This window comes from Streptococcus sp. FSL E2-3494 (genome assembly GCF_038007085.1).
Lineage (GTDB): Bacteria > Bacillota > Bacilli > Lactobacillales > Streptococcaceae > Streptococcus > Streptococcus thermophilus.
Window position 1 is genome coordinate 133,530 of the sequence record NZ_JBBOWN010000003.1, and the last position, 25,635, is coordinate 159,164.

Genomic DNA, 25,635 nt, shown 5'->3' on the forward strand with positions numbered 1-25,635 from the left:
ATTCTAACAAAAATGGGGTGAAAATGCACAGAATTTTCAGTAAAAAAAGAATACTTGTCTCCTTAAATGACAGAAATATTCTGTCAATTCCGATAGAAATATGGTACAATTAAAAAAATGTATGTTTTTAAGGAGAGATCATAAATGTCTATTAAAATTGGATTGCTTGGCTTTGGTACAGTAGCTAGCGGTATTCCTTTTCTCTTGAAGGAAAATGGTGAAAAGGTTTTTGCAGCTTCACGTGACCAACTTGAAATTGCCAAAGTTTTGGTTAAAGATGACGAGGAAAAAGATCGTCTTATCGCTGCCGGAAACGACTACAATTTTGTCACAAATGTTGACGAAATCCTTAACGATGAAGAGATTCAAATCGTTGTAGAATTGATGGGACGTATCGAGCCAGCTCGTACCTTCATCACAAAAGCGCTTGAAGCAGGTAAAAACGTTGTCTCTGCCAATAAGGACTTGATTGCTACTCATGGAAAAGAGTTAATTGCTCTTGCTCAAGATAAGGGGGTGGCTTTCTACTACGAAGCTGCTGTTGCCGGTGGTATTCCAATTTTGCGTACTTTGGCTAACTCTTTGACGTCTGACAAGGTGACTCGTATCCTTGGTGTGCTTAACGGTACATCTAACTTTATGATGACTAAGATGGTTGATGAAGGTTGGTCATATGAGGACGCCCTCAAGACTGCTCAAGAACTTGGTTATGCTGAAAGTGATCCAACCAACGACGTTGAAGGGTATGACGCCGCTTATAAAGCTGTTATCCTTAGCCAATTTGGTTTTGGTGCTACAATTGATTTTGACGACGTTTCTCACAAAGGCATTACGAACATCTCTACAGACGATGTGGCTGTTGCTCAAGAATTGGGTTATGTTATCAAATTGGTTGGTGATGTGCGTGAAGTAGAATCAGGTATCTCAGCAGAAGTATCACCAACATTCTTGCCAAAAAATCACCCACTTGCTAGCGTCAACGATGTTATGAATGCAGTCTTTGTTGAATCTATCGGTATCGGTGAATCTATGTATTACGGTCCAGGTGCTGGTCAAAAACCAACAGCAACATCTGTTTTGGCAGACATTATCCGTATTGCTCGTCGTCTTTCAGATGGCAATGTGGGTAAACCATTTAATGAGTTCCGTCGTGACTTGCCATTGGCTAATCCAGCGGACGTTAAGAGCAATTACTACTTTGCCCTTGATACGCCAGATGAAAAAGGTAAAATCCTTCACTTGTCTGAAATCTTCAACTCAGAAGATATTTCGTTTGAACAAGTCTTGCAACAAAAAGCAAATGGCACAACAGCTCGTATCGTTGTGATTACACATGCTATGTCTAAGACACAACTCAAAGCTGTTACTGAAAAACTTGAAGCAGCAGAAGATTTCACAGTTGTCAATACATTGAAAGTTTTGTCTAACTAATTGATAAGCCCATACTGGTGCGTATAAGAAAGGTATTCAAGGAGAAAAGTCGCTGATGGCTTTCCTCCTCTCGGTGTATTATTATGAAAATTACTGTTCCAGCAACATCTGCCAATATTGGTCCAGGTTTTGATTCTGTGGGTGTTGCCGTTTCTAAATATTTGACAATCGAGGTGCTTGAACCAGCGGATGCATGGCATATTGAACATGATTTGGGAGATATTCCTTTAGATGAAAATAACCTCCTCATTTCAACGGCCTTGCAAGTTAAGTCTGATTTGCAGCCCCATAAATTGGTGATGGCCTCAGATATTCCCATGGCGCGTGGGCTAGGTTCTTCTAGCTCAGTTATTGTCGCAGGGATTGAGTTAGCCAATCAATTGGCAGATCTGAAGCTCTCAGATGACGATAAACTTGATATTGCAACCAAGATTGAAGGTCACCCGGACAATGTTGCCCCAGCTATTTTTGGGAATCTCGTTGTAGCCTCTTATGTGGATGAACATGTTAATAGCATCGTGACAGACTTTCCAGAGTGTGCCTTTGTAGCCTTCATTCCGAGCTATGAACTTAAAACGTCTGATTCACGTGGGGTACTTCCAAGTAACCTGTCTTACAAAGAAGCTGTAGCTGCATCATCTATTGCCAACGTTGCCATTGCTGCCCTCTTTGCAGGCGATTTGGTTAAGGCGGGACATGCTATTCAAGGGGATATGTTCCACGAACGCTACCGTCAAAAATTGGTTAAAGAATTTGCGACTATTAAGGAATTGTCAGGTCAATACGGTGCTTATGCGACCTATCTTTCAGGGGCTGGCCCAACAGTTATGACCTTGACACCAAATGATCAAGCTGAGGCTCTAAAAACGGCTATCGATGGTCTTGGTTTAGATGGTGAAACCCTCATCCTATCTGTGGATAAAGGAGGTGTTGTCGTTGACTAGAAAAAATCAAGGGCTACTCTTTGGTCTAGCCACCTATATTCAATGGGGATTTCTATCCCTTTTTTGGAAGCTTTTAGCAGAGGTGTTTCGGCTTACAACACCTTCTCGTGGCGGATTGTTTTTACAGTGGTGACTATGCTGATTTACGCCCTAGTCGCTAAGCAAAATACACGTTTCAAAAAGGAGCTTGTAGAACTTTGGCAAGATAAGAAAGCCTTGCTTCGTATGCTACTTGCTAGTTTTTTCATAGCAGCTAACTGGTTGATTTATATCTATGCTGTGGGTCATGGTCAAGCGACGCAGGCTAGCCTGGGCTATTACATTTTGCCTATTGTTTCTATCCTGTTTGCCCTCATTTTTCTTCGTGAATCATTGAGTAGGACCATGTGGGCAGCAGTAGTATTGGCCTTTATAGGAGTACTGGTTCTTATTGCCAATACAGGAAAACTTCCCATGGTTTCATTGGGGTTAGCTCTGAGCTTTGGTTTCTATAGTCTAATCAAAAAAGGGGTTAGGATTTCCAGTGACGTAGCCATGCTAGTAGAAAGTGGCTTGCTACTACCTTTTGTAGCTATCTATCTCGTTTTCTTTTCTCCAGAATCATTTTCTTCCTATTCGAGCATGGAAATGTTTCTCCTAGCCATATCCGGTGTGGTGACGGCCGTTCCATTGCTTTGCTTCTCAGAGGCAGTCAAAAGGGCACCGCTTAACCTTATTGGTTTCATCCAGTATCTTAGTCCTACGATTCAACTTCTCGTAGCCATCCTCATTTTTGGTGAGACGGTCAGCTTTGGAGAGTTGAAAGGCTTCTTCTTTATCTGGATGGCCATACTAGTCTTTGTAACTGGCCAAATAGTAACATTTCGTAGAAGTTCCTGATAGCTATCGGGAACTTTTTATAATGCCGACCTAAAAATGAGCCAAGTTTATCTGACAATTTTAGAACTTTAAGATATAATAGTAGTATTAGATTAAAATAGAGGAGAATTTTATGCGAAAAATGAAAAAGCTAGTGAGGTATCTGCTTCTGCTCGCTATTCCAGTTGCCATCGCTGCAGCCTTGTTTGTTTTTAACGGCTCAGGTTATCGCTTGTCAGAACAAGATGCTGCAGACATTGCTTACAAAAATGCAGGTGTCAAAACTTCTGAGATATCTCAATCAACAGTCTCAAAATCACGTTCTGGATTTCATGGAAATTATGAGATTAGTTTCACAACGTCAGACAATCATTTTGAGTATACGATTGACGGTCTGTCAGGGTCTATTTTGAAATATAAGAGTGACCATTCAATGTCTAAAGATGTTGACGGTGCTCAAAAAGGTAGAGAGCCTAAAGACGAGACTCAATCTAGCGAAAGTAAGGACGAGACGGCAGTGTCCAAAGAAACTGCACAAACGATAGCTCTTAATCATGCTGGCCTAGATGAAGGCTCTGTAACAAACTTGAAAACGGAGTTGAAGACCGAAGGAGACGGTAAAGTCTACAATATCAGTTTTGATTATGCTGCTAGTGGACTACGTTATAAATACGCGGTAAATGCTGATTCAGGAGCTATTGTAGTCTATACGACAGAGTATCTCACAGAAGCTACTGCAGCTGCGCAATAGATCCGTAGATAGTGGGAAAGTTCTCCTTATTTATTAAGGAGAAGCCTTGCAATTTCTCTGAAATGTTGTAAACTTAAAGTGAAAACGATAACAGCAATTTTAGAGAGTACCATAGAATAAAGGAAAATTTGACTATGAAAGAATTCCAAGCATTTAAAGATACGCTTAGCAATAAGACTCTCAAAGACATTTACGAAGAAAGTAAATTGGAAGTCCAAAATGAAACAACCGAAGGTACGGAAGCCTTCTCAGTTGCCTTGGCAACCCAAATGGCTATAAATCTACTTGAAAGCTATGAAAAATGGCTCAAAGAAGAAAGAGCTAAGGAAGAAAATTAAGATGAGATCCTTATCGACAGACAGGACTTTTCTAATGAGAATATAATTTTTTATAATGAGAATATAATTTTTATAATGAGAATATAATGAGGAAATGGATTCATCTTTTAAGGTAAAATCGGTAGTCTAACTTATTCGCAAATTCAGGTCCCCACAATTTCATTTGTCTTGAGATTAAAAATGTGATAGAATGAGACTATTCAGAGGTGCTTTGAAGCCCATTTGTCACAGGAAGCGGTGGTACTGAGAAATCCGCACAAATGTCAAAGCTGGTTGCTGATGGTCAAATTGAATAAAGAGAGCTGTGAGTGGTTGCCACTCAAAACTGGGTGGTACCGCGGATACATATTCGTCCCTGTCATGTTTATGGCAGGGATTTTTTATAGCTTTTAAAGAACCAAGACCGAAGGTCGCAGGTGAATTTAAAGATATTGGTGCAGACGGAGCGAAAGCGAGGTCAACATTGCTATCAAAGGAGGGTGTCATGAAGCAATCTTTTGAGACTAGTAAATTGTATTATGGTTTTCCTATTTTTATCTTGGGTTATCAGGATCAGACCTATGGTTATAATGTGACGACCTGTAGTTCTTCCTACAGTTTAGGAGATTGGCTTGTCTTCGGGGTAGGTAGCAAGGAAAATGCAGCAGACCAGATTAAACATTATCAGAAGTTCACTGTGAATATTCCTGATGAAAGTTTCATGCTTCAGATGGAGCAGGCTGGATTTATTAGTCACCGTGAAAAGATTGCTGAACTCTGCTTAGATTTCCGACCTTCTAAACTGACACAAGCACCTATCTTGGATGCCTGCCCAGTCGTTCTGGATTGTATGGTCGACAGAATTATTGAGGAAGATGGTACCTGCCATATCTTTGCTAAGATTTTAGATCGCCTTGCTGATTCTGATTTGCTAGATGGCAGGGGCTCTTTTAAAAATGACCGCTTTGCACCGACTTACTTTATGGGTAATGGTCATAAGCGTGTCTATCGCTATCTGGATAACCGAGTTGAACCCATGGGAAGCTTCATCAAGAAAGCGAGGAAGAAAGATGACAAGAGCAGTATTACCACCTGATTGAATTGAGACGGAGCGTCTCGTTTTACGAGTCCGCAAAGTGGCAGATGCTGCGGATATCTATGCTATGCTAGTTTGCCAGAAGTCCCCTATCCAGCAGGATTTCAGCCTGTCCATACCTTGGAAGATGAGATTTATTATCTAGAGCATATCCTTCCTGAGCGTAATCGAAAAGACAATCTCTTAGCAGACTATGGCATTGTGGTTAAAGGGATCTATACAGTTATTGGCTCTGTTGATTTCAATCATCGCCACGACGATGATGTGCTGGAGATTGGCTATACTTTGCATCCAGACTATTGGGGGCAAGGTTATGTACCAGAAGCCGTGCGTGCTTTGATTGACCTAACTTTTAAGGAGTTGGGCCTTCATAAGATTGAACTGGCCTGTTTGGGGACAATGTCCAAAGTCAACGAGTCGCAGAGAAGCTTGGTTTCACCCATGAAGCTTGCATAAGGGATCGCAAAGATGCCCAGGGCAACCGTTGTGACAGTCTGATATATGGATTGCTGAAGAGTGAATGGGAAGTCCAAGACCAACATTAAAAATAGAAATAACTAGAAAGGACACACACATGTCTAAAGAACTTTCACCTAAATACAATCCAGCTGAGGTTGAGGCTGGTCGTTACCAAAAATGGCTTGATGAAGATGTTTTCAAGCCTTCAGGCGATAAAAAGGCTAAGCCTTATTCCATCGTCATTCCACCACCAAACGTAACCGGAAAACTTCACTTGGGTCACGCTTGGGATACAACTTTGCAGGATATCATTATCCGTCAAAAACGTATGCAAGGTTTTGACACGCTTTGGCTTCCTGGTATGGACCACGCTGGAATTGCCACTCAAGCTAAGGTTGAAGCTCGTTTGGCCGAAAGTGGCATTTCTCGATATGACCTTGGTCGTGAAAAATTCCTTGATAAAGTGTGGGAGTGGAAAGACGAGTATGCGGCAACTATCAAGGAACAATGGGGTAAGATGGGCCTCTCTGTAGACTACTCTCGTGAGCGTTTCACCCTTGACGAGGGGTTATCAAAAGCCGTTCGCAAGGTCTTTGTAGAGCTTTACAAAAAAGGTTGGATTTACCGTGGTGAGTTTATCATCAACTGGGATCCAAAAGCCCGCACAGCCCTTTCTGATATTGAGGTCATTCACAAGGATGTGGAAGGTGCCTTCTACCACATGAACTACATGTTAGAAGACGGTTCACGTGCCCTGGAAGTGGCAACAACTCGTCCTGAAACCATGTTTGGGGATACTGCCGTAGCCGTTAACCCAAATGATGATCGTTATAAAGACTTGATTGGTAAAAATGTTATCTTGCCAATTTTGAACAAGCCAATCCCAATCGTTGGCGATGAACACGCAGACCCTGAATTTGGTACTGGCGTGGTTAAAATCACTCCTGCTCATGACCCTAACGACTTCTTAGTTGGTCAACGCCATAACTTGCCACAAGTCAATGTCATGAATGATGATGGCACCATGAATGAATTGGCTGGCGAATTCAACGGTATGGACCGCTTTGAAGCACGTAAGGCCGTTGTTAAGAAATTGGAAGAAATCGGTGCCCTTGTCGAAATCGAAAAGATGACTCACTCAGTTGGTCACTCAGAACGTACAGGTGTGCCTGTTGAACCACGCTTGTCTACACAATGGTTCGTTAAGATGGACCAACTGGCTAAAAATGCCATCGCTAACCAAGACACAGACGATAAGGTTAATTTCTATCCACCTCGTTTCAATGATACCTTCCTTCAATGGATGGAAAATGTCCACGACTGGGTTATCTCTCGTCAGCTTTGGTGGGGTCACCAAATCCCTGCTTGGTATAATGCTGAAGGTGAAATATACGTTGGCGAAGAAGCACCAGAAGGTGACGGCTGGAAACAAGACGAAGATGTCTTGGATACTTGGTTCAGTTCTGCCCTCTGGCCATTCTCAACTATGGGCTGGCCTGATGTCGACTCAGAAGACTTCAAACGTTACTTCCCAACCTCAACACTTGTCACTGGTTATGACATCATCTTCTTCTGGGTGTCTCGTATGATCTTTCAATCATTGGAATTCACAGGTCGCCAACCATTTAAGAATGTCCTTATCCACGGTCTTATCCGTGACGAGCAAGGACGTAAGATGTCTAAGTCCCTTGGTAACGGTATTGACCCAATGGATGTTATCGAAAAATACGGTGCTGATGCCCTTCGCTGGTTCCTTTCAAACGGTTCTGCACCTGGTCAAGACGTGCGCTTCTCCTACGAGAAAATGGATGCTTCTTGGAACTTCATTAACAAGATTTGGAACATCTCTCGTTACATCCTTATGAACAATGAAGGGTTGACCTTGGATGTGGCGCGTGAAAATGTAGCTAAAGTGGCTGCTGGTCAAGCAGGTAATGTCACAGACCGTTGGATTCTCCACAATCTCAACGAAACTATCGGAAAAGTTACTGAAAACTTTGACAAGTTTGAATTCGGTGTGGCTGGACACATCCTTTACAACTTTATCTGGGATGAGTTTGCGGACTGGTATGTTGAGTTGACTAAGGAAGTGCTTTACAGCGATAACGAGGACGAGAAAGTCATCACTCGTTCTGTCCTACTTTACACTTTGGACCAAATCTTGCGTCTCCTTCACCCAATCATGCCATTCGTGACAGAGGAAATCTTTGGTCAAATCTCAGAAGGCTCTATCGTCACAGCTGAATACCCAGTGGTTCGTCCAGAATTTGAAAATGAAGAAGCGGCAGCTGGCGTTGAGGCCCTTAAAGACGTGATTGGATCAGTTCGTAACTCACGTGCAGAAGTTAACGTAGCGCCAAGCAAGCCGATCACCATCTTGATTAAGACTAGCGACAGCAAGCTCGATGCCTTCTTTAATGACAACATCAATTACATCAAACGCTTCACAAATCCAGAACACTTGGAAATTGCAGCAGATGTCGAAGTACCTGACTTGGTTATGTCAAGCATCATCACAGGCGCAGAAATTTACTTGCCACTCGCAGACCTTCTCAACGTCGAAGAAGAGTTGGCTCGTCTTGAAAAAGAATTGGCCAAATGGCAAAAAGAACTTGACATGGTTGGTAAGAAACTCTCTAACGAGCGCTTCGTAGCCAATGCCAAACCAGAAGTCGTCCAAAAAGAACGCGACAAACAAAAAGATTACCAAGCTAAATACGATGCGATAGTAGTGCGTATTGATGAGATGAAGAAATTGGTGAAATAGAACAAAGAGACACGGTGAAATGCCGTGTCTTTTATTGAAAGTAAACGCTTATACAAAAAGAATGAAAATGTTAGGCAAAGTCAGTGAAAATGTCCAAAAAACCGTCAATTCGTTGACTTTCGTGGAAAATAGGACTAAAATAGCTTGGTAAAAATAATTAAAAGGAGAATTCTACTATGAATTTAACTATCTTAGCCCTCGGTTTGGCCGTTATGGGTGTATCTATTGGTGAGGGTATCCTCGTTGCCAATATCGCTAAGGCTGCAGCTCGCCAACCTGAGATGTTTAGTAAACTTCAAACATTGATGTTTACTGGTGTTGCCTTCATCGAAGGTACTTTCTTCGTATTGTTTGCCCTTAGCTACATTGTCTAATAGACAAATAAAAAAGATGGAGGAGGGATGAGCAGTGGAAACTACAAGTAATCCAACCGTCTCATTATTTGGGATTGATTTTGACTTGACGATCCTTGCCATGTCTCTCTTGACAGTAATTATCGTTTTTGGAGTGGTTTTTTGGTCAAGTCGTGATATGACCATTAAACCAAAGGGAAAACAAAATGTACTCGAGTTCATCTATGAATTTGTGAACAACACCATTTCTCAAAGTCTTGGAAAATTCACAAAAAATTATAGTTTGCTCTTGTTTGTAATTTTCACCTTTGTGTTTACAGCAAACAACTTAGGTTTGCTTGTATCTGTTAAAAGTGAGCATTACAATTTTTGGTCTTCTCCAACATCGAATTTCGGTGTCACTATCACTCTTTCTTTGATTATTACCCTCGTTAGTCATATTGAGGGGATTCGTAAAAAAGGGTTTAAAGGCTATCTCAAAGGTTACCTTTCACCATACCCAGCTATGCTCCCAATGAACATTTTGGAACAATTTACCAACCTTGCATCATTGGCCTTGCGTTTGTTTGGTAACATTTATTCTGGTGAGGTACTAATTGACTTGATTCTTCAATTAGTGAAATGGTCTGTTTTTGCAGCACCTATATCCTTTGCTTTGAACCTTGTCTGGGTTGCCTTTTCAGCTTTTATTGGGTTCATTCAAGCCTATGTCTTTATTATCCTAAGCTCTAACTACATTGGTGATAAAGTCAACGAAGAATAATTAAGAAAGGGAGAAATGAAATGTCATTACTGATTAATAGTACGACACTTGGTAATATCATTATTACGCTCGGCTCAGTTTTTCTCTTGTATTACCTCATTCGTAAATTCGCATGGGATCAAATTACAGGAATCTTTGTCGCTCGTGAAAAGAAAATTGCCACAGATATTGATAGTGCTGAAAAAGCTCGTCAAGAAGCAGAAATCTTGGTACAAAAACGTCAAGATGAGTTAGCTGCCGCTCGCACAGAAGCAACTCAGATTATTGATGAGGCCAAGAAAACTGGTAAAACTAAAGAGTTAAAAATCATTGCAGAAGCATATGATGAAGCTAAACGCTTGAAAGAGAAAGCAAATCAAGATATCGCCCAAAGCTGGTTGGAAGCACTTGCTGGCGTTAAAGGTGAGGTTGCTGACTTGACTGTCCTTTTGGCAGAAAAAGTCATGAAACAAAACCTTGATGCAAAAGCGCAATCTGACTTGATTGATAGCTATCTTGATCAATTAGGAGATGCTTAATGGATAAGAAAACACAAGCTCTTGTTGGGCAGTATGCCAGAAGTCTGGTAGAAGTCGCTTTTGAACAAGACGCCGTGTCAACAATCCAAGAAGAAGTAAGGCAAATCCTAACAGTTTTTGCTGAAACAAATCTAAAAACCTTCTTGTCTCAAGTAAATGTGACAAGCGAGGCTAAGAAAGAAAGTTTAAGTTTCTTTCAAGAGTCTTGTTCAGTATATATGAACAATTTTCTTGAGGTAATTTCACTCAATGACCGAGCTAACATTCTTTATGATGTCTTGAAATTGGTCCTTGAGCTCTTTGATCAAGAAGACAACACTTACGATGTCACTGTGACATCAGCAAGTCCCTTGTCTGAAGAACAAAAAACTAGACTTTTGACGATAGTTTCACAAAAATTTGAGATTAAGACACGTCGTTTAGTAGAAAAAATTGATGAGGAACTCATTGGAGGATTCGTCATCAAAGCAAAGAATAAGTTTGTTGACACGTCAATTCGTAGTCAATTACAAGCATTTAAAATGAATTTGAAATAGAAAGTGGTGTGACTTTTGGCAATTAATGCACAAGAAATTAGCGCTTTAATTAAAAAGCAAATTGAAAACTTCCAGCCAAATTTTGACGTCACAGAAACTGGTGTAGTCACTTATATCGGTGATGGTATTGCCCGTGCTCGTGGACTTGATAATGCCATGAGTGGAGAACTTCTCGAATTTTCAAATGGTGTCTTCGGTATGGCTCAAAACCTTGAGTCTAATGACGTTGGTATCATTATTCTTGGAGATTTTTATACAATTCGTGAAGGTGATGAAGTTAAACGTACTGGTAAAATTATGGAAGTGCCAGTAGGTGAAGCTCTTATTGGTCGTGTCGTAAACCCACTTGGTCAACCAATTGATGGTCTTGGAGATATCAAGACAACTGCAACTCGTCCAGTTGAAGCACCTGCACCAGGCGTTATGCAACGTAAATCAGTTTCTGAACCACTCCAAACTGGTCTTAAAGCGATTGATGCTTTGGTTCCAATTGGACGTGGTCAACGTGAGTTAATCATCGGTGACCGTCAAACAGGTAAAACATCTGTTGCGATTGATGCAATTTTGAACCAAAAAGGACAAGATGTGATTTGTATCTATGTTGCTATTGGTCAAAAAGAATCAACTGTTCGTACACAAGTTGAAACACTTCGTAAACATGGTGCTCTTGATTACACAATCGTTGTGACTGCCTCAGCATCACAACCATCACCATTGCTTTACATCGCGCCTTACGCTGGTGTTGCAATGGCTGAAGAGTTCATGTATAACGGAAAACATGTCTTGATTGTTTATGATGATTTGTCTAAGCAAGCCGTGGCTTACCGAGAACTTTCATTGCTTCTCCGTCGTCCACCAGGTCGTGAAGCCTACCCAGGGGATGTATTCTATCTCCACTCACGTCTTTTGGAACGTTCAGCTAAGGTTTCAGATGATCTTGGTGGTGGTTCAATTACTGCCTTGCCAATCATCCAAACACAAGCAGGAGATATCTCAGCTTATATCGCGACAAACGTTATTTCTATCACAGATGGACAAATCTTCTTGCAAGAAAATCTTTTCAACTCAGGTATTCGTCCTGCGATTGATGCTGGTTCTTCAGTATCACGTGTTGGTGGTTCAGCGCAAATCAAAGCAATGAAGAAAGTTGCTGGTACCCTTCGTCTTGACTTGGCTTCTTACCGTGAACTTGAAGCCTTTACACAATTCGGTTCTGATTTGGATGCCGCAACACAAGCTAAACTTAATCGTGGACGTCGTACAGTTGAAGTGCTTAAACAACCACTTCATAAACCACTTCCGGTTGAAAAACAAGTTCTTATTCTTTACGCTTTGACACATGGCTTCTTGGACAGTGTTCCGGTTGATCAAATCTTGGATTTTGAAGAAGCCCTCTATGACTACTTTGATAGCCATCATGAGGATATCTTTGAAACAATCCGTTCAACTAAGGATCTTCCTGAAGAAGCTGTGCTTAATGAAGCTATCCAAGCTTTCAAAGATCAATCGGAATACAAATAGAGATAGGGAGGACAGCATATGGCAGGCTCTCTAAGAGAAATCAAAACAAAAATTGCTTCAATTAAGCAAACGAGTCATATTACAGGAGCCATGCAAATGGTTTCTGCTTCTAAATTGACACGTTCTGAGCAAGCTACTAAAGATTTTCAAATCTATGCCTCAAAAATTAGACAGATCACAACAGATCTTCTACATTCAGAATTGGTTAACGGTTTTTCAAATCCGATGTTGGATGCACGTCCAGTTCGTAAGTCAGGGTATATTGTCATTACTTCAGATAAGGGATTAGTTGGAGGATATAATTCAACCATTCTTAAAGCTGTCTTGGATATGATTAAACGTGACCATGATTCTGAAGATGAATATGCTATCATCTCTATTGGTGGAACAGGTTCAGATTTCTTCAAAGCTCGTAACATGAATGTTGCTTTTGAACTTCGTGGCCTTGAAGATCAACCTAGTTTCGATCAAGTCGGGAAAATCATTTCTAAAGCTGTAGGAATGTATCAAAATGAGCTTTTTGATGAACTTTATGTGTGTTACAATCATCATATTAATAGTTTGTCTCGTGAAGTTCGTGTTGAAAAAATGCTTCCAATTGCTGATTTTGATCCTAATGAATCTGAAGGCCATGTATTGACCAAGTTTGAATTGGAACCAGATCGTGATACTATTTTGGATCAACTCTTGCCACAATATGCTGAGAGTCTTATCTACGGTGCTATCGTAGATGCCAAAACAGCTGAGCATGCTGCTGGTATGACCGCAATGCAGACTGCCACTGATAATGCTAAGAAAATAATTAACGATTTAACAATTCAATACAACCGTGCACGTCAAGCAGCCATTACTCAGGAAATCACTGAGATTGTTGGCGGTGCTAGTGCACTTGAATAGCTAGAGATTTGTCTTGATTTGACATACAATAAAAAGGGATGATTGTCATCCAGAAAACTATCATAAGGAGAAAACAATGAGCTCAGGCAAAATTGCTCAGGTTGTTGGTCCTGTTGTAGACGTAGCGTTTGCAACTGGCGATAAACTTCCTGAGATTAACAATGCATTGGTCGTTTACACTGATGAAGAAAAGTCTAGACGTATCGTGCTCGAAGTAGCTCTTGAACTTGGAGAAGGTGTGGTTCGTACCATTGCCATGGAATCTACTGATGGATTGACTCGTGGGCTAGAAGTTCTGGACACTGGTCGTCCAATCAGTGTTCCTGTTGGTAAAGAAACTCTTGGACGTGTCTTTAACGTGCTTGGAGATACCATTGACATGGAAGCACCTTTTGCAGATGATGCAGAGCGTGAACCAATTCATAAAAAAGCACCTACCTTCGATGAATTGTCAACAAATACTGAAATCCTTGAAACAGGGATTAAAGTTATCGACTTGCTTGCCCCTTATCTTAAAGGTGGTAAAGTCGGACTTTTCGGTGGTGCCGGTGTTGGTAAGACTGTCCTTATTCAAGAGCTGATTCACAACATTGCTCAAGAACACGGTGGCATTTCCGTGTTTACGGGTGTTGGAGAACGTTCACGTGAAGGTAATGACCTTTACTGGGAAATGAAGGAATCTGGCGTTATCGAAAAAACAGCCATGGTCTTTGGTCAAATGAATGAACCACCTGGAGCACGTATGCGTGTTGCCCTTACTGGTTTGACTATCGCTGAATATTTCCGTGATGTTGAAGGACAAGACGTGCTTCTCTTCATTGATAACATCTTCCGTTTCACTCAAGCAGGTTCTGAAGTATCAGCCCTTCTTGGTCGTATGCCATCAGCCGTTGGTTATCAACCTACATTGGCAACTGAAATGGGTCAATTGCAAGAACGTATCACATCAACTAAAAAAGGTTCTGTTACCTCAATCCAAGCTATCTATGTCCCGGCCGATGACTACACTGACCCAGCGCCAGCAACAGCATTCGCTCACTTGGATTCAACAACTAACCTTGAACGTAAGTTGACACAAATGGGTATTTACCCAGCTGTTGACCCATTGGCATCAAGCTCACGTGCCCTTTCACCTGAAATTGTTGGTGAAGAACACTATGCTGTTGCGACTGAAGTTCAACGAGTACTTCAACGATACCGTGAATTGCAAGATATTATCGCTATCCTTGGTATGGATGAATTGTCGGACGAAGATAAAACATTGGTTGGACGTGCTCGTCGTATCCAATTCTTCTTGTCACAAAACTTCAATGTTGCTAAACAGTTTACGGGTCAACCAGGTTCTTATGTTCCAGTTGCTGAAACTGTTCGTGGCTTTAAAGAAATCCTTGAAGGTAAATATGACAATCTTCCTGAAGATGCTTTTCGTAGCGTAGGGCCAATTGAGGATGTAGTAGCTAAAGCTAAAGCTATGGGCTACTAATGAGGTGAAGATATGGCACAAATGACCGTACAAGTGGTAACTCCAGATGGTCTTAAATATGACCACCATGCCAGCTTTATCCACGCGGTTACTAAAGATGGTCAAATTGGTATTTTGCCAGGCCATATTAACTTGGTTGCTCCACTTGAAGTGGATGAGCTCAAGGTTCGTCGTGTGGATGACGAGAGTCACGTCGATTGGATTGCCGTAAACGGTGGTATCATCGAAGTTAAAGATGATTTCATTACTATCGTTGCCAATTCAGCAGAACGTGATCGCGACATTGACGTTTCTCGTGCCGAACGTGCCAAGCAACGTACAGAACGTGTCTTGGAAGAAGCAACAAAATCTGATCGTAATGTTGATGTTCAACGTGCTCAGGTTGCTCTCCGTCGAGCACTTAATCGTATCAATGTCGGTACAAAAATAAGATAAAAAAACGGGACCTAAGTCTCGTTTTTTTATTTATCCTTAAAGAAAATATGAGAACTAGCAATATTACCACAGAAAGCTAGTTTACAAATTAATTTGAGTATAAAAGATTAAATAAAAGTTTTAAAGATGAAAACGGTTAATTTAGATTTTACTTTAGTTTAAGATATCAAAGTGTTATAATATAAGCTGTTAGCTTTATGTTTTTTTATGAAATGTAGGGTAATATAATAGAAAGTATGAGTTTTTTAGATATGAAAATTGAAAAGAAACATCTTTTGGACTATACCATCTTGATACCTTATTTAATTTTATCAGTGGTTGGTTTGATTGTTGTTTATTCAACAACGAGTGCTCGTTTAGTAACTTTTGGAGCCAATCCTTTCGCATCAGTTATGAACCAAGGTGCCTTCTGGCTAGTATCCTTATTATTTATCTTTTTTATTTATCGATTGAAATTGAATTTCCTTAGAAAAGATAAGGTCTTAGGAGCTGTAATAATTGTCGAAATTATACTTTTGGTTGTTGCGAAATTTTTCACTAAAGAAATTAATGGAGCGAACGGATGGATTGTACTGGGTCCCTTATCTTTCCAACCAGCGGAATATCTTAAGGTTATTGTTGTTTGGTATTTGGCGCACACCTTCTCAAAACAACAGTCTGCTATAGAACATTATGACTATCAGGCTTTAACTAAAAATAGGTGGATACCGAGGACTAAAGAAGAATTTAATGACTGGCGTTACTATTTGCTGGTAATGATTGGCTTAGTTGCCATCCAACCAGACTTGGGAAATGCGGCTATCATCGTATTGACAACGGTTGTCATGTTTTCAATTTCTGGTGTTGGTTATCGCTGGTTCACGGCACTGTTTGCTGGTATTGTAGGGCTGTCGTCTGCTTTTCTTGGATTGATTGCTTTGGTTGGAGTACAAAACATGGCTAAGGTACCTGTCTTTGGATATGTTGCCAAGCGTTTTGCAGCTTATTTTAATCCTTTTAAGGATTTAACAGGTTCAGGACTTCAGTTATCTCATTCTTACTATGCTATGAGTAATGGGGGGTGGTTCGGTCTTGGTCTCGGAAATTCGATTGAGAAAACCGGTTATCTTCCAGAAGCAACGACAGACTTTGTGTTTTCAATTGTTATTGAAGAGTTAGGTCTCATTGGAGCAGGTTTGATTCTTGCCCTTCTCTTTTTCCTTATTCTTCGTATTATGATTGTAGGAGTAAAAGCTAGAAATCCATTTAACTCTATGATGGCACTTGGTGTGGGGGCTCTCATGCTTATGCAAGTTTTTGTTAATATCGGTGGAATCTCAGGTTTGATTCCATCGACAGGGGTTACCTTCCCTTTCCTTTCACAAGGTGGTAACTCTCTTCTGGTAACTTCCGTTGGTATTGCTTTTGTCTTGAACATTGCTGCTAATGAAAAACGAGATAATATTGTTCAGGCTATTGAGGAAGGGTTGTCTCAGACTCAAGAACTTGAAAATCAAAATGAAAAAATTGTACCTTTGAGAAGAAGTCGTTAGCATACGACTTCTTTTTGTCTTTTGGAGTGTAGTCATGGTTTGGATAGAATGAAAAGATTATAAAAGTAGTAGAAAGAGGATTATTGAAAGAAATATTTGTGATTACTATAAAGAAAAACTGAAAACTATATAAAATACTTGCAATTCTATGACATTTTGATAGAATAGTAGAGTAAAGTTAGACTGTATTGCCTACTGTCTATCTATAAAATATATTTTATTGGAGGCTTTTCCTAAATGGCAAAAGAAAAATACGATCGTAGTAAACCACACGTTAACATTGGTACAATCGGACACGTTGACCATGGTAAAACTACTTTGACAGCTGCAATCACAACTGTATTGGCTCGTCGTCTTCCTAGCGCAGTTAACACACCAAAAGACTACGCTTCAATCGACGCTGCTCCAGAAGAACGTGAACGCGGTATCACAATCAACACTGCACACGTTGAATACGAAACTGAAAAACGTCACTACGCTCACATCGATGCGCCAGGACACGCGGACTACGTTAAAAACATGATCACTGGTGCCGCTCAAATGGACGGTGCGATCCTTGTAGTTGCATCTACTGACGGACCAATGCCACAAACTCGTGAGCACATCCTTCTTTCACGTCAGGTTGGTGTTAAACACCTTATCGTCTTCATGAACAAAGTTGACTTGGTTGACGATGAAGAATTGCTTGAATTAGTTGAAATGGAAATCCGTGACCTTCTTTCAGAATACGATTTCCCAGGTGATGACATTCCAGTTATCCAAGGTTCAGCTCTTAAAGCTCTTGAAGGTGATTCTAAATATGAAGACATCATCATGGACTTGATGAATACTGTTGACGAATACATTCCAGAACCAGAACGCGACACTGACAAACCATTGTTGCTTCCGGTCGAAGATGTATTCTCAATCACTGGTCGTGGTACTGTTGCGTCAGGACGTATTGACCGTGGTGTTGTTCGTGTTAATGACGAAGTTGAAATTGTTGGTCTTAAAGAAGAAAGCCAAAAAGCAGTTGTTACTGGTGTAGAAATGTTCCGTAAACAACTTGATGAAGGTATTGCCGGTGATAACGTCGGTGTCCTTCTTCGTGGTATCCAACGTGATGAAATCGAACGTGGTCAAGTATTGGCTGCGCCTGGTTCAATCAAGCCACACACTAAATTCAAAGGTGAAGTTTACATCCTTTCTAAAGAAGAAGGTGGACGTCACACTCCATTCTTCAATAACTACCGTCCACAGTTCTACTTCCGTACAACTGACGTAACAGGTTCAATCGAACTTCCTGCAGGTACTGAAATGGTTATGCCTGGTGATAACGTGACTATCGACGTTGAGTTGATCCACCCAATTGCCGTTGAAAAAGGTACAACATTCTCTATCCGTGAAGGTGGACGTACTGTTGGTTCAGGTATCGTAACTGAAATCGAAGCTTAATTAATATTAAGTTCCCAATACAATTATTAGTCAGACAATAATTGAGAGAGTCGAGTTTACTCGGCTCTTTTTGGTCTTTAAATATCTGAGAGTCTTCTTTGTTTGCATTTAGTTGACTAAAGTTAGCTTTTATAGAGAACAATCTTAATAAAGCAAGTCGAGTTTTCGGAATTTTCCTAAAAACCTAGTAATAGTAAGGGATTTGTGATAAAATAAACGAGTAAATAAAAAAAGAAGAGGTATGTGAAATGTCACGTAAACCATTTATCGCTGGTAACTGGAAAATGAACAAAAATCCAGAAGAAGCAAAAGCATTTGTTGAAGCTGTAGCGTCAAAATTGCCTTCAGCTGACCTTGTTGAAGCTGGTATTGCGGTTCCTGCAGTTGATTTGACAACTGTTATTGCTGCTGCTAAAGGTTCAAACCTTAAAGTTGCTGCACAAAACACTTACTTTGAAAATTCAGGTGCTTTCACTGGTGAAACTAGCCCACAAGTTTTGAAAGAAATCGGTACTGACTATGTTGTTATCGGTCACTCAGAACGTCGTGGCTACTTCCACGAAACCGATGAAGACATCAACAAAAAAGCTAAAGCAATCTTTGCTAACGGTATGATTCCAATCATCTGTTGTGGTGAATCCCTTGAAACTTACGAAGCTGGTAAAGCAGCAGAATTCGTAGGTGCTCAAGTTTCAGCTGCTTTAGCTGGATTGACTCCTGAGCAAGTAGCTTCATCAGTTATTGCGTACGAACCAATCTGGGCTATCGGTACTGGTAAATCAGCTTCACAAGACGATGCACAAAAAATGTGTAAAGTTGTGCGTGATGTTGTGGCAGCTGACTTCGGTCAAGAAGTCGCTGACAAAGTACGTGTTCTATACGGTGGTTCAGTTAAACCTGAAAACGTTGCTGAATACATGGCTTGTCCAGATGTTGACGGAGCTCTTGTAGGTGGAGCATCACTTGAACCTGAAAGTTTCTTGGCATTGCTTGACTTCGTTAAATAATGAATAAAAAGTTCGAGAACTGTTCTCGAACTTTTTTGTTTGTAAACATATGTCTAAAAAACTAAACCTAATAAGATAAATATGTGGTTTATATAAATAGAGTTTTGAAACGTTTTGTGGTTTTGATGATATGCTAAGAGATGTACACTCTTTTACCATAGGCTATATGCTTTCTGAGATTGTTCATTTAGCCTAAAATTTGATAAAATAGAAGGTAAATAAACAACAAAGGAAATATCATGTCTAAAGGGTTACTAATCTCAATCGAAGGACCAGATGGGGCTGGAAAAACTTCAGTTTTGAAGGTGCTTTTGCCACGTTTAAGAGAGGTTTATCCAGCTCAGGTCATAACGACACGTGAGCCGGGTGGCGTGGCTATTGCAGAGCAAATCCGTGAAGTTATTCTGGATATAGATAATACGGCTATGGATGCTAAAACAGAACTTTTGCTCTATATTGCTGCTCGTCGCCAACATTTGGTTGAAAAAGTTTTACCAGAACTTGAAAATGGCAATATGGTTATCATGGATCGCTTTATTGATTCCTCGGTAGCCTATCAAGGAGCAGGCCGAGGGCTTGATCAAGATGAAGTTGCTTGGTTAAATAATTATGCGACGGATGGTCATAAACCTGATTTGACCTTGTTGTTTGATGTGGATTCTGAAACTGGTTTAGCTCGTATTGCGGCAAACGGTGAGCGAGAAGTCAATCGTTTGGATTTAGAAAAACTTGATATGCACCAACGTGTACGTCAAGGGTACTTAGATTTAGCTGAAGCTGAGCCAGAACGTATTAAGAGAATCGACGCCTCGCAAACTTTGGAAGAAGTTGTAGAGGATACCTGGGAAATTATTAAAAGTTATTTATAAGGAGCAAGATGAAGTTAGCTGAATGTCAAAGAAAACTTTTTGAAGAGTTTTCACAAATTATCAGAGAAAATCGTTTGAGTCATGCTTATTTATTCTCGGGTGATTTTGGAAGTCTCGACATGGCTATTTGGCTAGCGCAGAGTCGCTTTTGCTTGACTCCTGAGGATGGTCTTCCTTGTAGTCACTGTCGTCCGTGTCGTTTGATTGCACAGGGAGATTTTTCAGATGTTAAATTGGTTGAACCGCAAGGACAGATTATAAAAACAGATATTATTCGTCAACTGACAAGAGAGTTTAGCCAATCGAGTTTCGAGGGCCACGCTCAAGTGTTTATCATTCGTGATGCAGATAAAATGCATGTTAATGCGGCCAATAGTCTCTTGAAGTTTATCGAAGAACCTCAGAGTCAGATTTATATTTTTCTGTTAACAGCTGATGATAGTCGTATCTTGCCTACGATAAAAAGTCGAGCGCAACTCTTTTATTTTCCTAAGAACAAGGCCTATTTAGAAGACTTACTCCAGAGAGAAGGTTTGTTGCTGACACAGGCCAAAGTTTTAGCGGATTTTGCTAAGGATGAAACGCAAGCTTTGAGTTTGTCTAAAGATAAAAAGGTTCTTGATGTCATCGATATAGTGGAGCGTTTTGTACAATCCTTGCTGGCTAATCACGACCTTCTTTATTTGGATGTTGCAAAGTTGGCCGTCCAGTGTAGTGAAAAATCGGAACAAGAGATGGTATGGGCTTTTTTAACTTATCAATTGGGAAAGGAGATACAAAATCCACAAGCACGACGATGGTTAGATTTAGTTTTTAAGGCACGTGAAATGTGGCTTGCTAATGTCAGCTTTCAAAATGCGATGGAGTATTTGGTATTATCATGACAGAAGTCATTGGAATCAAATTTGAAGAAAATGGAGCGGTAGAATACGTTGTTCCTGATAAAAATTACACCAAAGGTGACTTTGTAGTCGTTTTGGAGAAAAAAGATAAGCGTTTAGCCCAGGTTGTTATGGAAAATACTGTTTTTCCAGAGGTTAGTTTACCTGTGGATTTGAATCGGGTCGAAGGCTTGGCTAATGAGAGAGATTTCGCTAGATATGATGAAAATCTTTTAAAGGCTGAACAGAGTATGGGAGTAGTGGCTGATTTAATTGCTCAAAATCAGCTAGATATGAAAGTGGTGGACATAGTCTTTCCTCTAAATAGCTCTTATGTGCTTATCAGTTTCGTGGCTGAAAAGTGGGTAGATTTTCGTCAATTGCTCGAGGATTTGGCGGCTTATTTTAAGACGCGAATTGAGTTACGTCAAATTTCCAGTCGTGAGGAATCAAAAATTTATGGTGGTTTAGGTCCTTGTGGACGTGCACTGTGTTGTTCTAGTTTTTTGGGCGAATTCCCACCGGTATCGATTAAGATGGCTAAAAATCAAAGTTTGTCCTTGAATTCTGGTAAGATGAACGGTGTCTGTGGACGTCTCATGTGTTGTCTCAGTTATGAAGATGATTTTTACCGAGATAGTAAGGCTAGTTATCCTGACTTGGGTGAAGAGATTGAGACCAAGGAAGGTAGAGGTCAAGTCATTGCTATTGATGTGATTGCAGGGACTGTTAAAATTATGTTTGACAAAGGGGGAGCTCCCCTAACTTATGGAGTGGAGGAAGTTCAGCTAAATGGAAAAGCGTGAATTGTATGATAAATTCGAAGAATTATCACAAAATTTGATGTCAATGTTGGCAGAGGTAGAAGCGATTAAGGCGAACTTCTCAGGGATTTTCGAGGAAAATACGGCTCTCAAGTTGGAGAACGACAAGTTACGTGAGCACTTGAGTCAAGTGGTTCAAGAGGAGACAGGGACTAAAATGTCTCATGGCAAGGTGAACCTCGAGGCTATTTATGATGATGGATTCCACATTTGCCCAGATTTTTATGGTCAACGTCGTGATAATAATGAAGCTTGTGGATTCTGTGCAGAATTGTTGTACGGAGATTAAGCATGCAGGTTCAAAAGAGTTTTAAGGGACAATCTAACTACGGTACCCTTTATTTGGTTCCCACACCTATTGGGAATTTGCAGGATATGACTTTTCGCAGTGTGCAAATCTTGAAAGAGGTGGATCTTATTTGTGCGGAGGACACGCGTAATACGGGTCTCTTGCTCAAACATTTTGAAATTGAAACCAAGCAGTATTCTTTTCATGAGCACAATGCTTACGAGAAAATTCCGGATTTACTGGAACGTTTGAAGTCAGGCCTTTCTTTGGCTCAGGTTTCTGATGCGGGTATGCCTTCTATTTCGGATCCTGGTCATGATCTGGTCAAAGCCGCCATTGCTGAGGATATTCCTGTAGTAGCCCTACCTGGCGCATCAGCTGGTATTACTGCTTTGATTGCTAGTGGTCTAGCGCCTCAACCTCATATTTTTTATGGTTTCCTCCCCCGTAAAAAAGGTCAGCAGATTGATTTTTTCAAGGAAAAGCTGTCTTATCCTGAGACACAGATTTTTTATGAGTCGCCTTATCGTGTGGCAGATACCCTTGAAAATATGCATGAGATCTATGGCAATCGCCAAGTGACACTAGTTAGAGAACTGACCAAGCTTTACGAAGAGTACCAACGAGGAACTATTTTAGAAATTTTGGATTATATTGCTAGTAATCCACTCAAGGGTGAATGTTTACTGATTGTAGCTGGGGCTTCTGAAAATGATAGGGAAGGATATCTAACATCAGATGTTGCTCCAATCGAGGCTGTTGAAGGTTTAATTGCTTCTGGCATGAAGCCTAATCAGGCTATAAAAACCATTGCTAAAGAACGGAAAATAAATAGACAAGAGCTTTATAACCTTTTTCATGGAGTGTAAGAAGCTCTTTTTTTATGGCTCTTTGTCAACTGTAGTGGGTGACGAAAAGCTAACATCTAGAGAGGACCGGATAGGTCCTTTTTTTATGTATGTTCAGTGTGATGAAGACACGCTTCTTAAAGTTGATAAAGTTTCTAAAACCGAAGCCCAAACGTTTGATGTCTTTGATCAACTTATTAGTCGCTTCAAGTTTCGCGTTTGAATAGTCCGTTTCTAGTGCGTTTTTGATGTATTGCTTGTGTCTAAGAAAAGTCCTAAAGACAGTTTGAAAATAATGATTGACCTTGCTCCTATTTTCCTCTATCAGTTCAAAGAACTCATCTACTCTCTTCTCCTGAAAGTGAAAAAGCAAAAGCTGATAAAGTGTATAGTAGTCAGTAAGCTCTTTTGAAAAGACTAGTGTCTTCGCAACAACTTCATGTGGTGCTAAAGTTTGGCGGAAAGTCTTTGAATAAAAAGAGTTGAGAGATAGTTTACGGCTGTCCTTTTGGAAGAGTCGCCAGTGATTTTTCAGGGCTCGATAGGGTAGTGACTTCTTATCGAACTGGTTCATAATTGCAATTCTTGTCTTTAAAAAGGCACGTCCAAGGTGCTGGATGATGTGGAAACGATCAAGAACGATTTTTGCGTTTGGAAAGAGCTTGCGAGCCAGTGGAATATAAGCTCCAGACATATCCATCGTGATAAACTGTACCTGTTGTCGGACTTTCAATGGATACTTCAAAAAGTAGTTTCGTATAGTAGTTTGGCGGCGATTATCAAGGATGGTTATGAGTTCGTTTGTCTCATAATTCTGCGCCACAAAAGCCAATTCCCCTTTCTTGAACCCAAACTCATCCCAGGACATAACAGCAGGGAGTTTGTCATAATGTTCCTTGAAAGTAAACTGATCAAGCTTACGATAGACAGTGGACGTCGACACGCGAAGTCTTCTTGCAATATCAGTTAGTGACACCTTCTCAGTTAGGAGTTGTGTAACTTTTTGTCGGACTAGATTGGAGATTTGGCAGTTTTTCTCAACGATAGATGTCTCAGCTACCGTGACACTTCTACAACTTTTACACTGGAAACGACGTTTTTTCAGACGTAGTAGAGTTGGCGTTCCCGCTTGCTCGAGAAGAGGGATTTTAGAGTTTTTTTGAAAGTCGTACTTGATCATCTTTCCATGGCAATGAGGACATGATGGTGCAGGGTAATCAAGTTTTGCTTGAATCTCGATATGAGTGTCAGTTTCAAAAACAAGTGAAATCTTGATATTTTGGTCTTTGATTCCGATTAATGCTGTGTTATTCTTAATAAGTCTCATAAGTTCTTCCTAATGATGGTTTGGTTGCTTTTCATTATAGTTCTTATGGGACTTTTTGTGTACACTCAAAAAGCTCTATAATCCCTACAGTAGTTTTACCCACTACAGAAATTATAGAGCCTTTTTTATGGTAACATAAGATGTTAGAAAAGAAAAAAATTATCAAAAAATTTCATAAATAAGCTTGTGGGATTTTTTTTGTGTGATATTATTTAACATAAAAATAATTTCTTTTGATTGGAGTGGTTTTATGGATACAGGTAGTACTGCCTTTATATTGATATGTTCAGCCATGGTGTGCTTGATGACACCAGCTTTGGCCTTCTTCTATGGTGGTCTGGGGCGTCGAAAAAATGTCATTAATACCATGATGATGTCTGTTCTTCCCTTAGCAATTGCCTCTCTCTTGTGGGTTGTTGCTGGTTATTCACTTTCTTTTGGTGGTCAAGGCTATTTCTTTGGGAATATTAGTCATCTCTTTTTACATGGAGTCTCTGAAACGACTTCAAGTCGTGGTCTAGCTATTACTGATCTCTTATTTTCGGCTTTTCAGATGATGTTTTCCATTATCTGTGTGGCGATTTTGACAGGTTCAGTAGTAGGACGTATGCGCTTTACTCCTTTAGCTATTTTCATAGTCTTTTGGTTACTTTTGGTCTATTATCCTTTTGCACATATGGTATGGGGAGACGGAATTCTTGTCAAGTGGGGGACGATTGACTTTGCGGGTGGTGATGTGGTCCACATTACTTCAGGTGTTTCGGCTTTGGTTTTGGCAATTGTTGTTGGAAAACGTCGTGACTATGGGATTTTAGAGCACCGTCCTCATAATGTTCCTTTTGTTCTGTTGGGAGCGAGTCTTCTGTGGTTTGGTTGGTTTGGTTTTAATGCAGGTTCTGCCCTAGCGCCCAATGGATTAGCAGTTCATGCTCTTGTGACTACGCATTTTTCTGCAGCAGCTGCCATATTTTCGTGGCTAGCTCTTGAAAAATATGTGACAGGTCATCCAACTTTGGTCGGTGCTTCGACCGGTTTAGTAGCCGGGCTTGTTGCCATCACGCCTGGGGCTGACTTCGTTTCCATCTGGAGTTCCATTCTAATTGGAGCCATGGTTAGTCCGGTTTGTTTCTATGCCATTTCTGTCTTGAAAAAACGCACTAACTATGATGATGCTTTGGATGTTTTTGGTTGCCATGGTGTCGGAGGAATCTTTGGTGGTTTGTGTACAGCTGTTTTTACAACACCAAATCTAGCCCTAGATAAGGCTAATTTTGGACTTATCTATGGAAATGCTCGTTTGTTTATAGTGACAGTTCTAGCCATTGTTTTCACAGTTACTTGGTCGGGGCTGGTAACCTATGGTATCATAAAAGTAATTGGCCACTATATACCTTTGCGTGTCAGTGACCGTGATGAGGCTATTGGTCTTGATGACTGTGAACACAAGGAAACAGCCTACCCAACCTTTATGGGTATGGATTCGTAGGAGGATACT

23 protein-coding genes and 3 pseudogenes are annotated in these 25,635 nt (G+C 40.5%); 25 read left to right on the plus strand and 1 reads right to left on the minus strand.

Going from position 1 to position 25,635, the window contains the following annotated elements:
• Positions 1–144 precede the first annotated feature (144 nt).
• The 24 genes and pseudogenes from NST05_RS10315 to rsmI all read left to right on the plus strand — a co-directional run bounded on the left by NST05_RS10315 (position 145) and on the right by rsmI (position 22,834).
• A complete protein-coding gene (locus NST05_RS10315; protein WP_002949921.1) occupies positions 145–1,431 on the plus strand; it encodes a homoserine dehydrogenase in 1,287 nt (428 codons plus the stop codon).
• An 83-nt stretch (positions 1,432–1,514) separates the two neighbouring features.
• Positions 1,515–2,375, plus strand: coding sequence for a homoserine kinase (gene thrB, locus NST05_RS10320; protein ID WP_023909449.1), 861 nt, complete (start codon positions 1,515–1,517; stop codon positions 2,373–2,375).
• Positions 2,368–3,254, plus strand: a pseudogene (rarD, locus tag NST05_RS10325) (EamA family transporter RarD). Before thrB ends, rarD begins: the two are co-directional and overlap by 8 nt.
• A 112-nt stretch (positions 3,255–3,366) precedes the next feature.
• Positions 3,367–3,984 carry a PepSY domain-containing protein gene (locus tag NST05_RS10330; RefSeq protein WP_023909451.1) on the plus strand — a complete coding sequence of 206 codons (618 nt, stop codon included), beginning with the start codon at positions 3,367–3,369 and terminating at the stop codon, positions 3,982–3,984.
• Positions 3,985–4,118: 134 nt separating this feature from the next.
• Complete coding sequence (locus tag NST05_RS10335) at positions 4,119–4,322, plus strand: hypothetical protein (protein WP_002949930.1); 204 nt, start codon at positions 4,119–4,121, stop codon at positions 4,320–4,322.
• A 484-nt stretch (positions 4,323–4,806) separates the two neighbouring features.
• On the plus strand, positions 4,807–5,397 hold the full coding sequence (locus NST05_RS10340) for a flavin reductase family protein (protein ID WP_084825807.1): 591 nt from the start codon (positions 4,807–4,809) through the stop codon (positions 5,395–5,397).
• A gap of 4 nt (positions 5,398–5,401) precedes the next feature.
• Positions 5,402–5,942, plus strand: a pseudogene (locus NST05_RS10345) (GNAT family N-acetyltransferase).
• Between the two features lie 29 nt (positions 5,943–5,971).
• Positions 5,972–8,623 carry a valine--tRNA ligase gene (locus NST05_RS10350; protein WP_023909453.1) on the plus strand — a complete coding sequence of 884 codons (2,652 nt, stop codon included), beginning with the start codon at positions 5,972–5,974 and terminating at the stop codon, positions 8,621–8,623.
• Positions 8,624–8,799: 176 nt separating this feature from the next.
• A complete protein-coding gene (locus NST05_RS10355) occupies positions 8,800–8,997 on the plus strand; it encodes a F0F1 ATP synthase subunit C (RefSeq protein ID WP_023909455.1) in 198 nt (65 codons plus the stop codon).
• Between the two features lie 34 nt (positions 8,998–9,031).
• Entirely contained in the window at positions 9,032–9,739 is a 708-nt protein-coding gene (gene atpB / locus NST05_RS10360; protein WP_023909456.1) for a F0F1 ATP synthase subunit A, read from the plus strand.
• Positions 9,740–9,759: 20 nt separating this feature from the next.
• The gene (gene atpF / locus NST05_RS10365; protein ID WP_023909457.1) at positions 9,760–10,257 is read left to right on the plus strand and encodes a F0F1 ATP synthase subunit B; all 498 of its coding nucleotides are present in this window, start codon (positions 9,760–9,762) and stop codon (positions 10,255–10,257) included.
• On the plus strand, positions 10,257–10,793 hold the full coding sequence (locus NST05_RS10370) for a F0F1 ATP synthase subunit delta (RefSeq protein ID WP_011226936.1): 537 nt from the start codon (positions 10,257–10,259) through the stop codon (positions 10,791–10,793). The genes atpF and NST05_RS10370 overlap by 1 nt, the downstream gene beginning before the upstream one ends.
• A 15-nt stretch (positions 10,794–10,808) precedes the next feature.
• Positions 10,809–12,314 carry a F0F1 ATP synthase subunit alpha gene (gene atpA, locus NST05_RS10375; RefSeq protein WP_014621239.1) on the plus strand — a complete coding sequence of 502 codons (1,506 nt, stop codon included), beginning with the start codon at positions 10,809–10,811 and terminating at the stop codon, positions 12,312–12,314.
• An 18-nt stretch (positions 12,315–12,332) separates the two neighbouring features.
• Positions 12,333–13,211 (plus strand): F0F1 ATP synthase subunit gamma, encoded by an 879-nt coding sequence (locus NST05_RS10380; RefSeq protein WP_084828548.1) that lies wholly within the window; start codon positions 12,333–12,335, stop codon positions 13,209–13,211.
• A 76-nt stretch (positions 13,212–13,287) separates the two neighbouring features.
• Positions 13,288–14,694 (plus strand): F0F1 ATP synthase subunit beta, encoded by a 1,407-nt coding sequence (gene atpD, locus NST05_RS10385; RefSeq protein ID WP_340743033.1) that lies wholly within the window; start codon positions 13,288–13,290, stop codon positions 14,692–14,694.
• A 12-nt stretch (positions 14,695–14,706) separates the two neighbouring features.
• Complete coding sequence (locus tag NST05_RS10390; RefSeq protein ID WP_084828550.1) at positions 14,707–15,129, plus strand: F0F1 ATP synthase subunit epsilon; 423 nt, start codon at positions 14,707–14,709, stop codon at positions 15,127–15,129.
• A gap of 251 nt (positions 15,130–15,380) precedes the next feature.
• The gene (ftsW, locus tag NST05_RS10395; RefSeq protein WP_180483501.1) at positions 15,381–16,661 is read left to right on the plus strand and encodes a cell division peptidoglycan polymerase FtsW; all 1,281 of its coding nucleotides are present in this window, start codon (positions 15,381–15,383) and stop codon (positions 16,659–16,661) included.
• 237 nt (positions 16,662–16,898) lie between these two features.
• Positions 16,899–18,095, plus strand: coding sequence for an elongation factor Tu (gene tuf / locus NST05_RS10400; protein WP_084825811.1), 1,197 nt, complete (start codon positions 16,899–16,901; stop codon positions 18,093–18,095).
• Between the two features lie 248 nt (positions 18,096–18,343).
• Positions 18,344–19,102, plus strand: a complete 759-nt coding sequence (gene tpiA, locus NST05_RS10405; RefSeq protein ID WP_340743034.1) for a triose-phosphate isomerase — start codon at positions 18,344–18,346, stop codon at positions 19,100–19,102.
• Positions 19,103–19,341: 239 nt separating this feature from the next.
• A complete protein-coding gene (gene tmk, locus NST05_RS10410; protein WP_002946312.1) occupies positions 19,342–19,971 on the plus strand; it encodes a dTMP kinase in 630 nt (209 codons plus the stop codon).
• A gap of 8 nt (positions 19,972–19,979) precedes the next feature.
• Positions 19,980–20,855, plus strand: a complete 876-nt coding sequence (locus NST05_RS10415; RefSeq protein WP_340743035.1) for a DNA polymerase III subunit delta' — start codon at positions 19,980–19,982, stop codon at positions 20,853–20,855.
• A complete protein-coding gene (ricT, locus tag NST05_RS10420; RefSeq protein ID WP_340743036.1) occupies positions 20,852–21,658 on the plus strand; it encodes a regulatory iron-sulfur-containing complex subunit RicT in 807 nt (268 codons plus the stop codon). The genes NST05_RS10415 and ricT overlap by 4 nt, the downstream gene beginning before the upstream one ends.
• Entirely contained in the window at positions 21,645–21,965 is a 321-nt protein-coding gene (gene yabA, locus NST05_RS10425) for a DNA replication initiation control protein YabA (RefSeq protein ID WP_002946304.1), read from the plus strand. Before ricT ends, yabA begins: the two co-directional genes overlap by 14 nt.
• 2 nt (positions 21,966–21,967) lie before the next feature.
• Complete coding sequence (gene rsmI / locus NST05_RS10430) at positions 21,968–22,834, plus strand: 16S rRNA (cytidine(1402)-2'-O)-methyltransferase (RefSeq protein WP_002949974.1); 867 nt, start codon at positions 21,968–21,970, stop codon at positions 22,832–22,834.
• 56 nt (positions 22,835–22,890) lie between these two features.
• On the opposite strand, the pseudogene NST05_RS10435 reads toward rsmI, so the two are convergent.
• Positions 22,891–24,140 (minus strand): annotated as a pseudogene (locus NST05_RS10435) (ISL3 family transposase).
• A 250-nt stretch (positions 24,141–24,390) separates the two neighbouring features.
• Here NST05_RS10435 and NST05_RS10440 point away from each other — a divergent pair.
• Complete coding sequence (locus NST05_RS10440; RefSeq protein WP_100262222.1) at positions 24,391–25,626, plus strand: ammonium transporter; 1,236 nt, start codon at positions 24,391–24,393, stop codon at positions 25,624–25,626.
• Positions 25,627–25,635: the final 9 nt, after the last annotated feature.

Bases quoted from the DNA above. Each gene is read 5' to 3' on its own strand.
- tpiA (WP_340743034.1), top strand. From the start codon at position 18,344: ATGTCACGTAAACCATTTATCGCTGGTAACTGGAAAATGAACAAAAAT.
- tuf (WP_084825811.1), top strand. From the start codon at position 16,899: ATGGCAAAAGAAAAATACGATCGTAGTAAACCACACGTTAACATTGGT.
- tmk (WP_002946312.1), top strand. From the start codon at position 19,342: ATGTCTAAAGGGTTACTAATCTCAATCGAAGGACCAGATGGGGCTGGA.
- yabA (WP_002946304.1), top strand. From the start codon at position 21,645: ATGGAAAAGCGTGAATTGTATGATAAATTCGAAGAATTATCACAAAAT.
- atpD (WP_340743033.1), top strand. From the start codon at position 13,288: ATGAGCTCAGGCAAAATTGCTCAGGTTGTTGGTCCTGTTGTAGACGTA.
- ricT (WP_340743036.1), top strand. From the start codon at position 20,852: ATGACAGAAGTCATTGGAATCAAATTTGAAGAAAATGGAGCGGTAGAA.
- NST05_RS10370 (WP_011226936.1), top strand. From the start codon at position 10,257: ATGGATAAGAAAACACAAGCTCTTGTTGGGCAGTATGCCAGAAGTCTG.
- thrB (WP_023909449.1), top strand. From the start codon at position 1,515: ATGAAAATTACTGTTCCAGCAACATCTGCCAATATTGGTCCAGGTTTT.
- atpF (WP_023909457.1), top strand. From the start codon at position 9,760: ATGTCATTACTGATTAATAGTACGACACTTGGTAATATCATTATTACG.
- rsmI (WP_002949974.1), top strand. From the start codon at position 21,968: ATGCAGGTTCAAAAGAGTTTTAAGGGACAATCTAACTACGGTACCCTT.
- NST05_RS10415 (WP_340743035.1), top strand. From the start codon at position 19,980: ATGAAGTTAGCTGAATGTCAAAGAAAACTTTTTGAAGAGTTTTCACAA.
- NST05_RS10330 (WP_023909451.1), top strand. From the start codon at position 3,367: ATGCGAAAAATGAAAAAGCTAGTGAGGTATCTGCTTCTGCTCGCTATT.
- NST05_RS10355 (WP_023909455.1), top strand. From the start codon at position 8,800: ATGAATTTAACTATCTTAGCCCTCGGTTTGGCCGTTATGGGTGTATCT.
- NST05_RS10335 (WP_002949930.1), top strand. From the start codon at position 4,119: ATGAAAGAATTCCAAGCATTTAAAGATACGCTTAGCAATAAGACTCTC.
- NST05_RS10340 (WP_084825807.1), top strand. From the start codon at position 4,807: ATGAAGCAATCTTTTGAGACTAGTAAATTGTATTATGGTTTTCCTATT.
- NST05_RS10390 (WP_084828550.1), top strand. From the start codon at position 14,707: ATGGCACAAATGACCGTACAAGTGGTAACTCCAGATGGTCTTAAATAT.
- NST05_RS10350 (WP_023909453.1), top strand. From the start codon at position 5,972: ATGTCTAAAGAACTTTCACCTAAATACAATCCAGCTGAGGTTGAGGCT.
- ftsW (WP_180483501.1), top strand. From the start codon at position 15,381: ATGAAAATTGAAAAGAAACATCTTTTGGACTATACCATCTTGATACCT.
- NST05_RS10440 (WP_100262222.1), top strand. From the start codon at position 24,391: ATGGATACAGGTAGTACTGCCTTTATATTGATATGTTCAGCCATGGTG.
- NST05_RS10380 (WP_084828548.1), top strand. From the start codon at position 12,333: ATGGCAGGCTCTCTAAGAGAAATCAAAACAAAAATTGCTTCAATTAAG.
- NST05_RS10315 (WP_002949921.1), top strand. From the start codon at position 145: ATGTCTATTAAAATTGGATTGCTTGGCTTTGGTACAGTAGCTAGCGGT.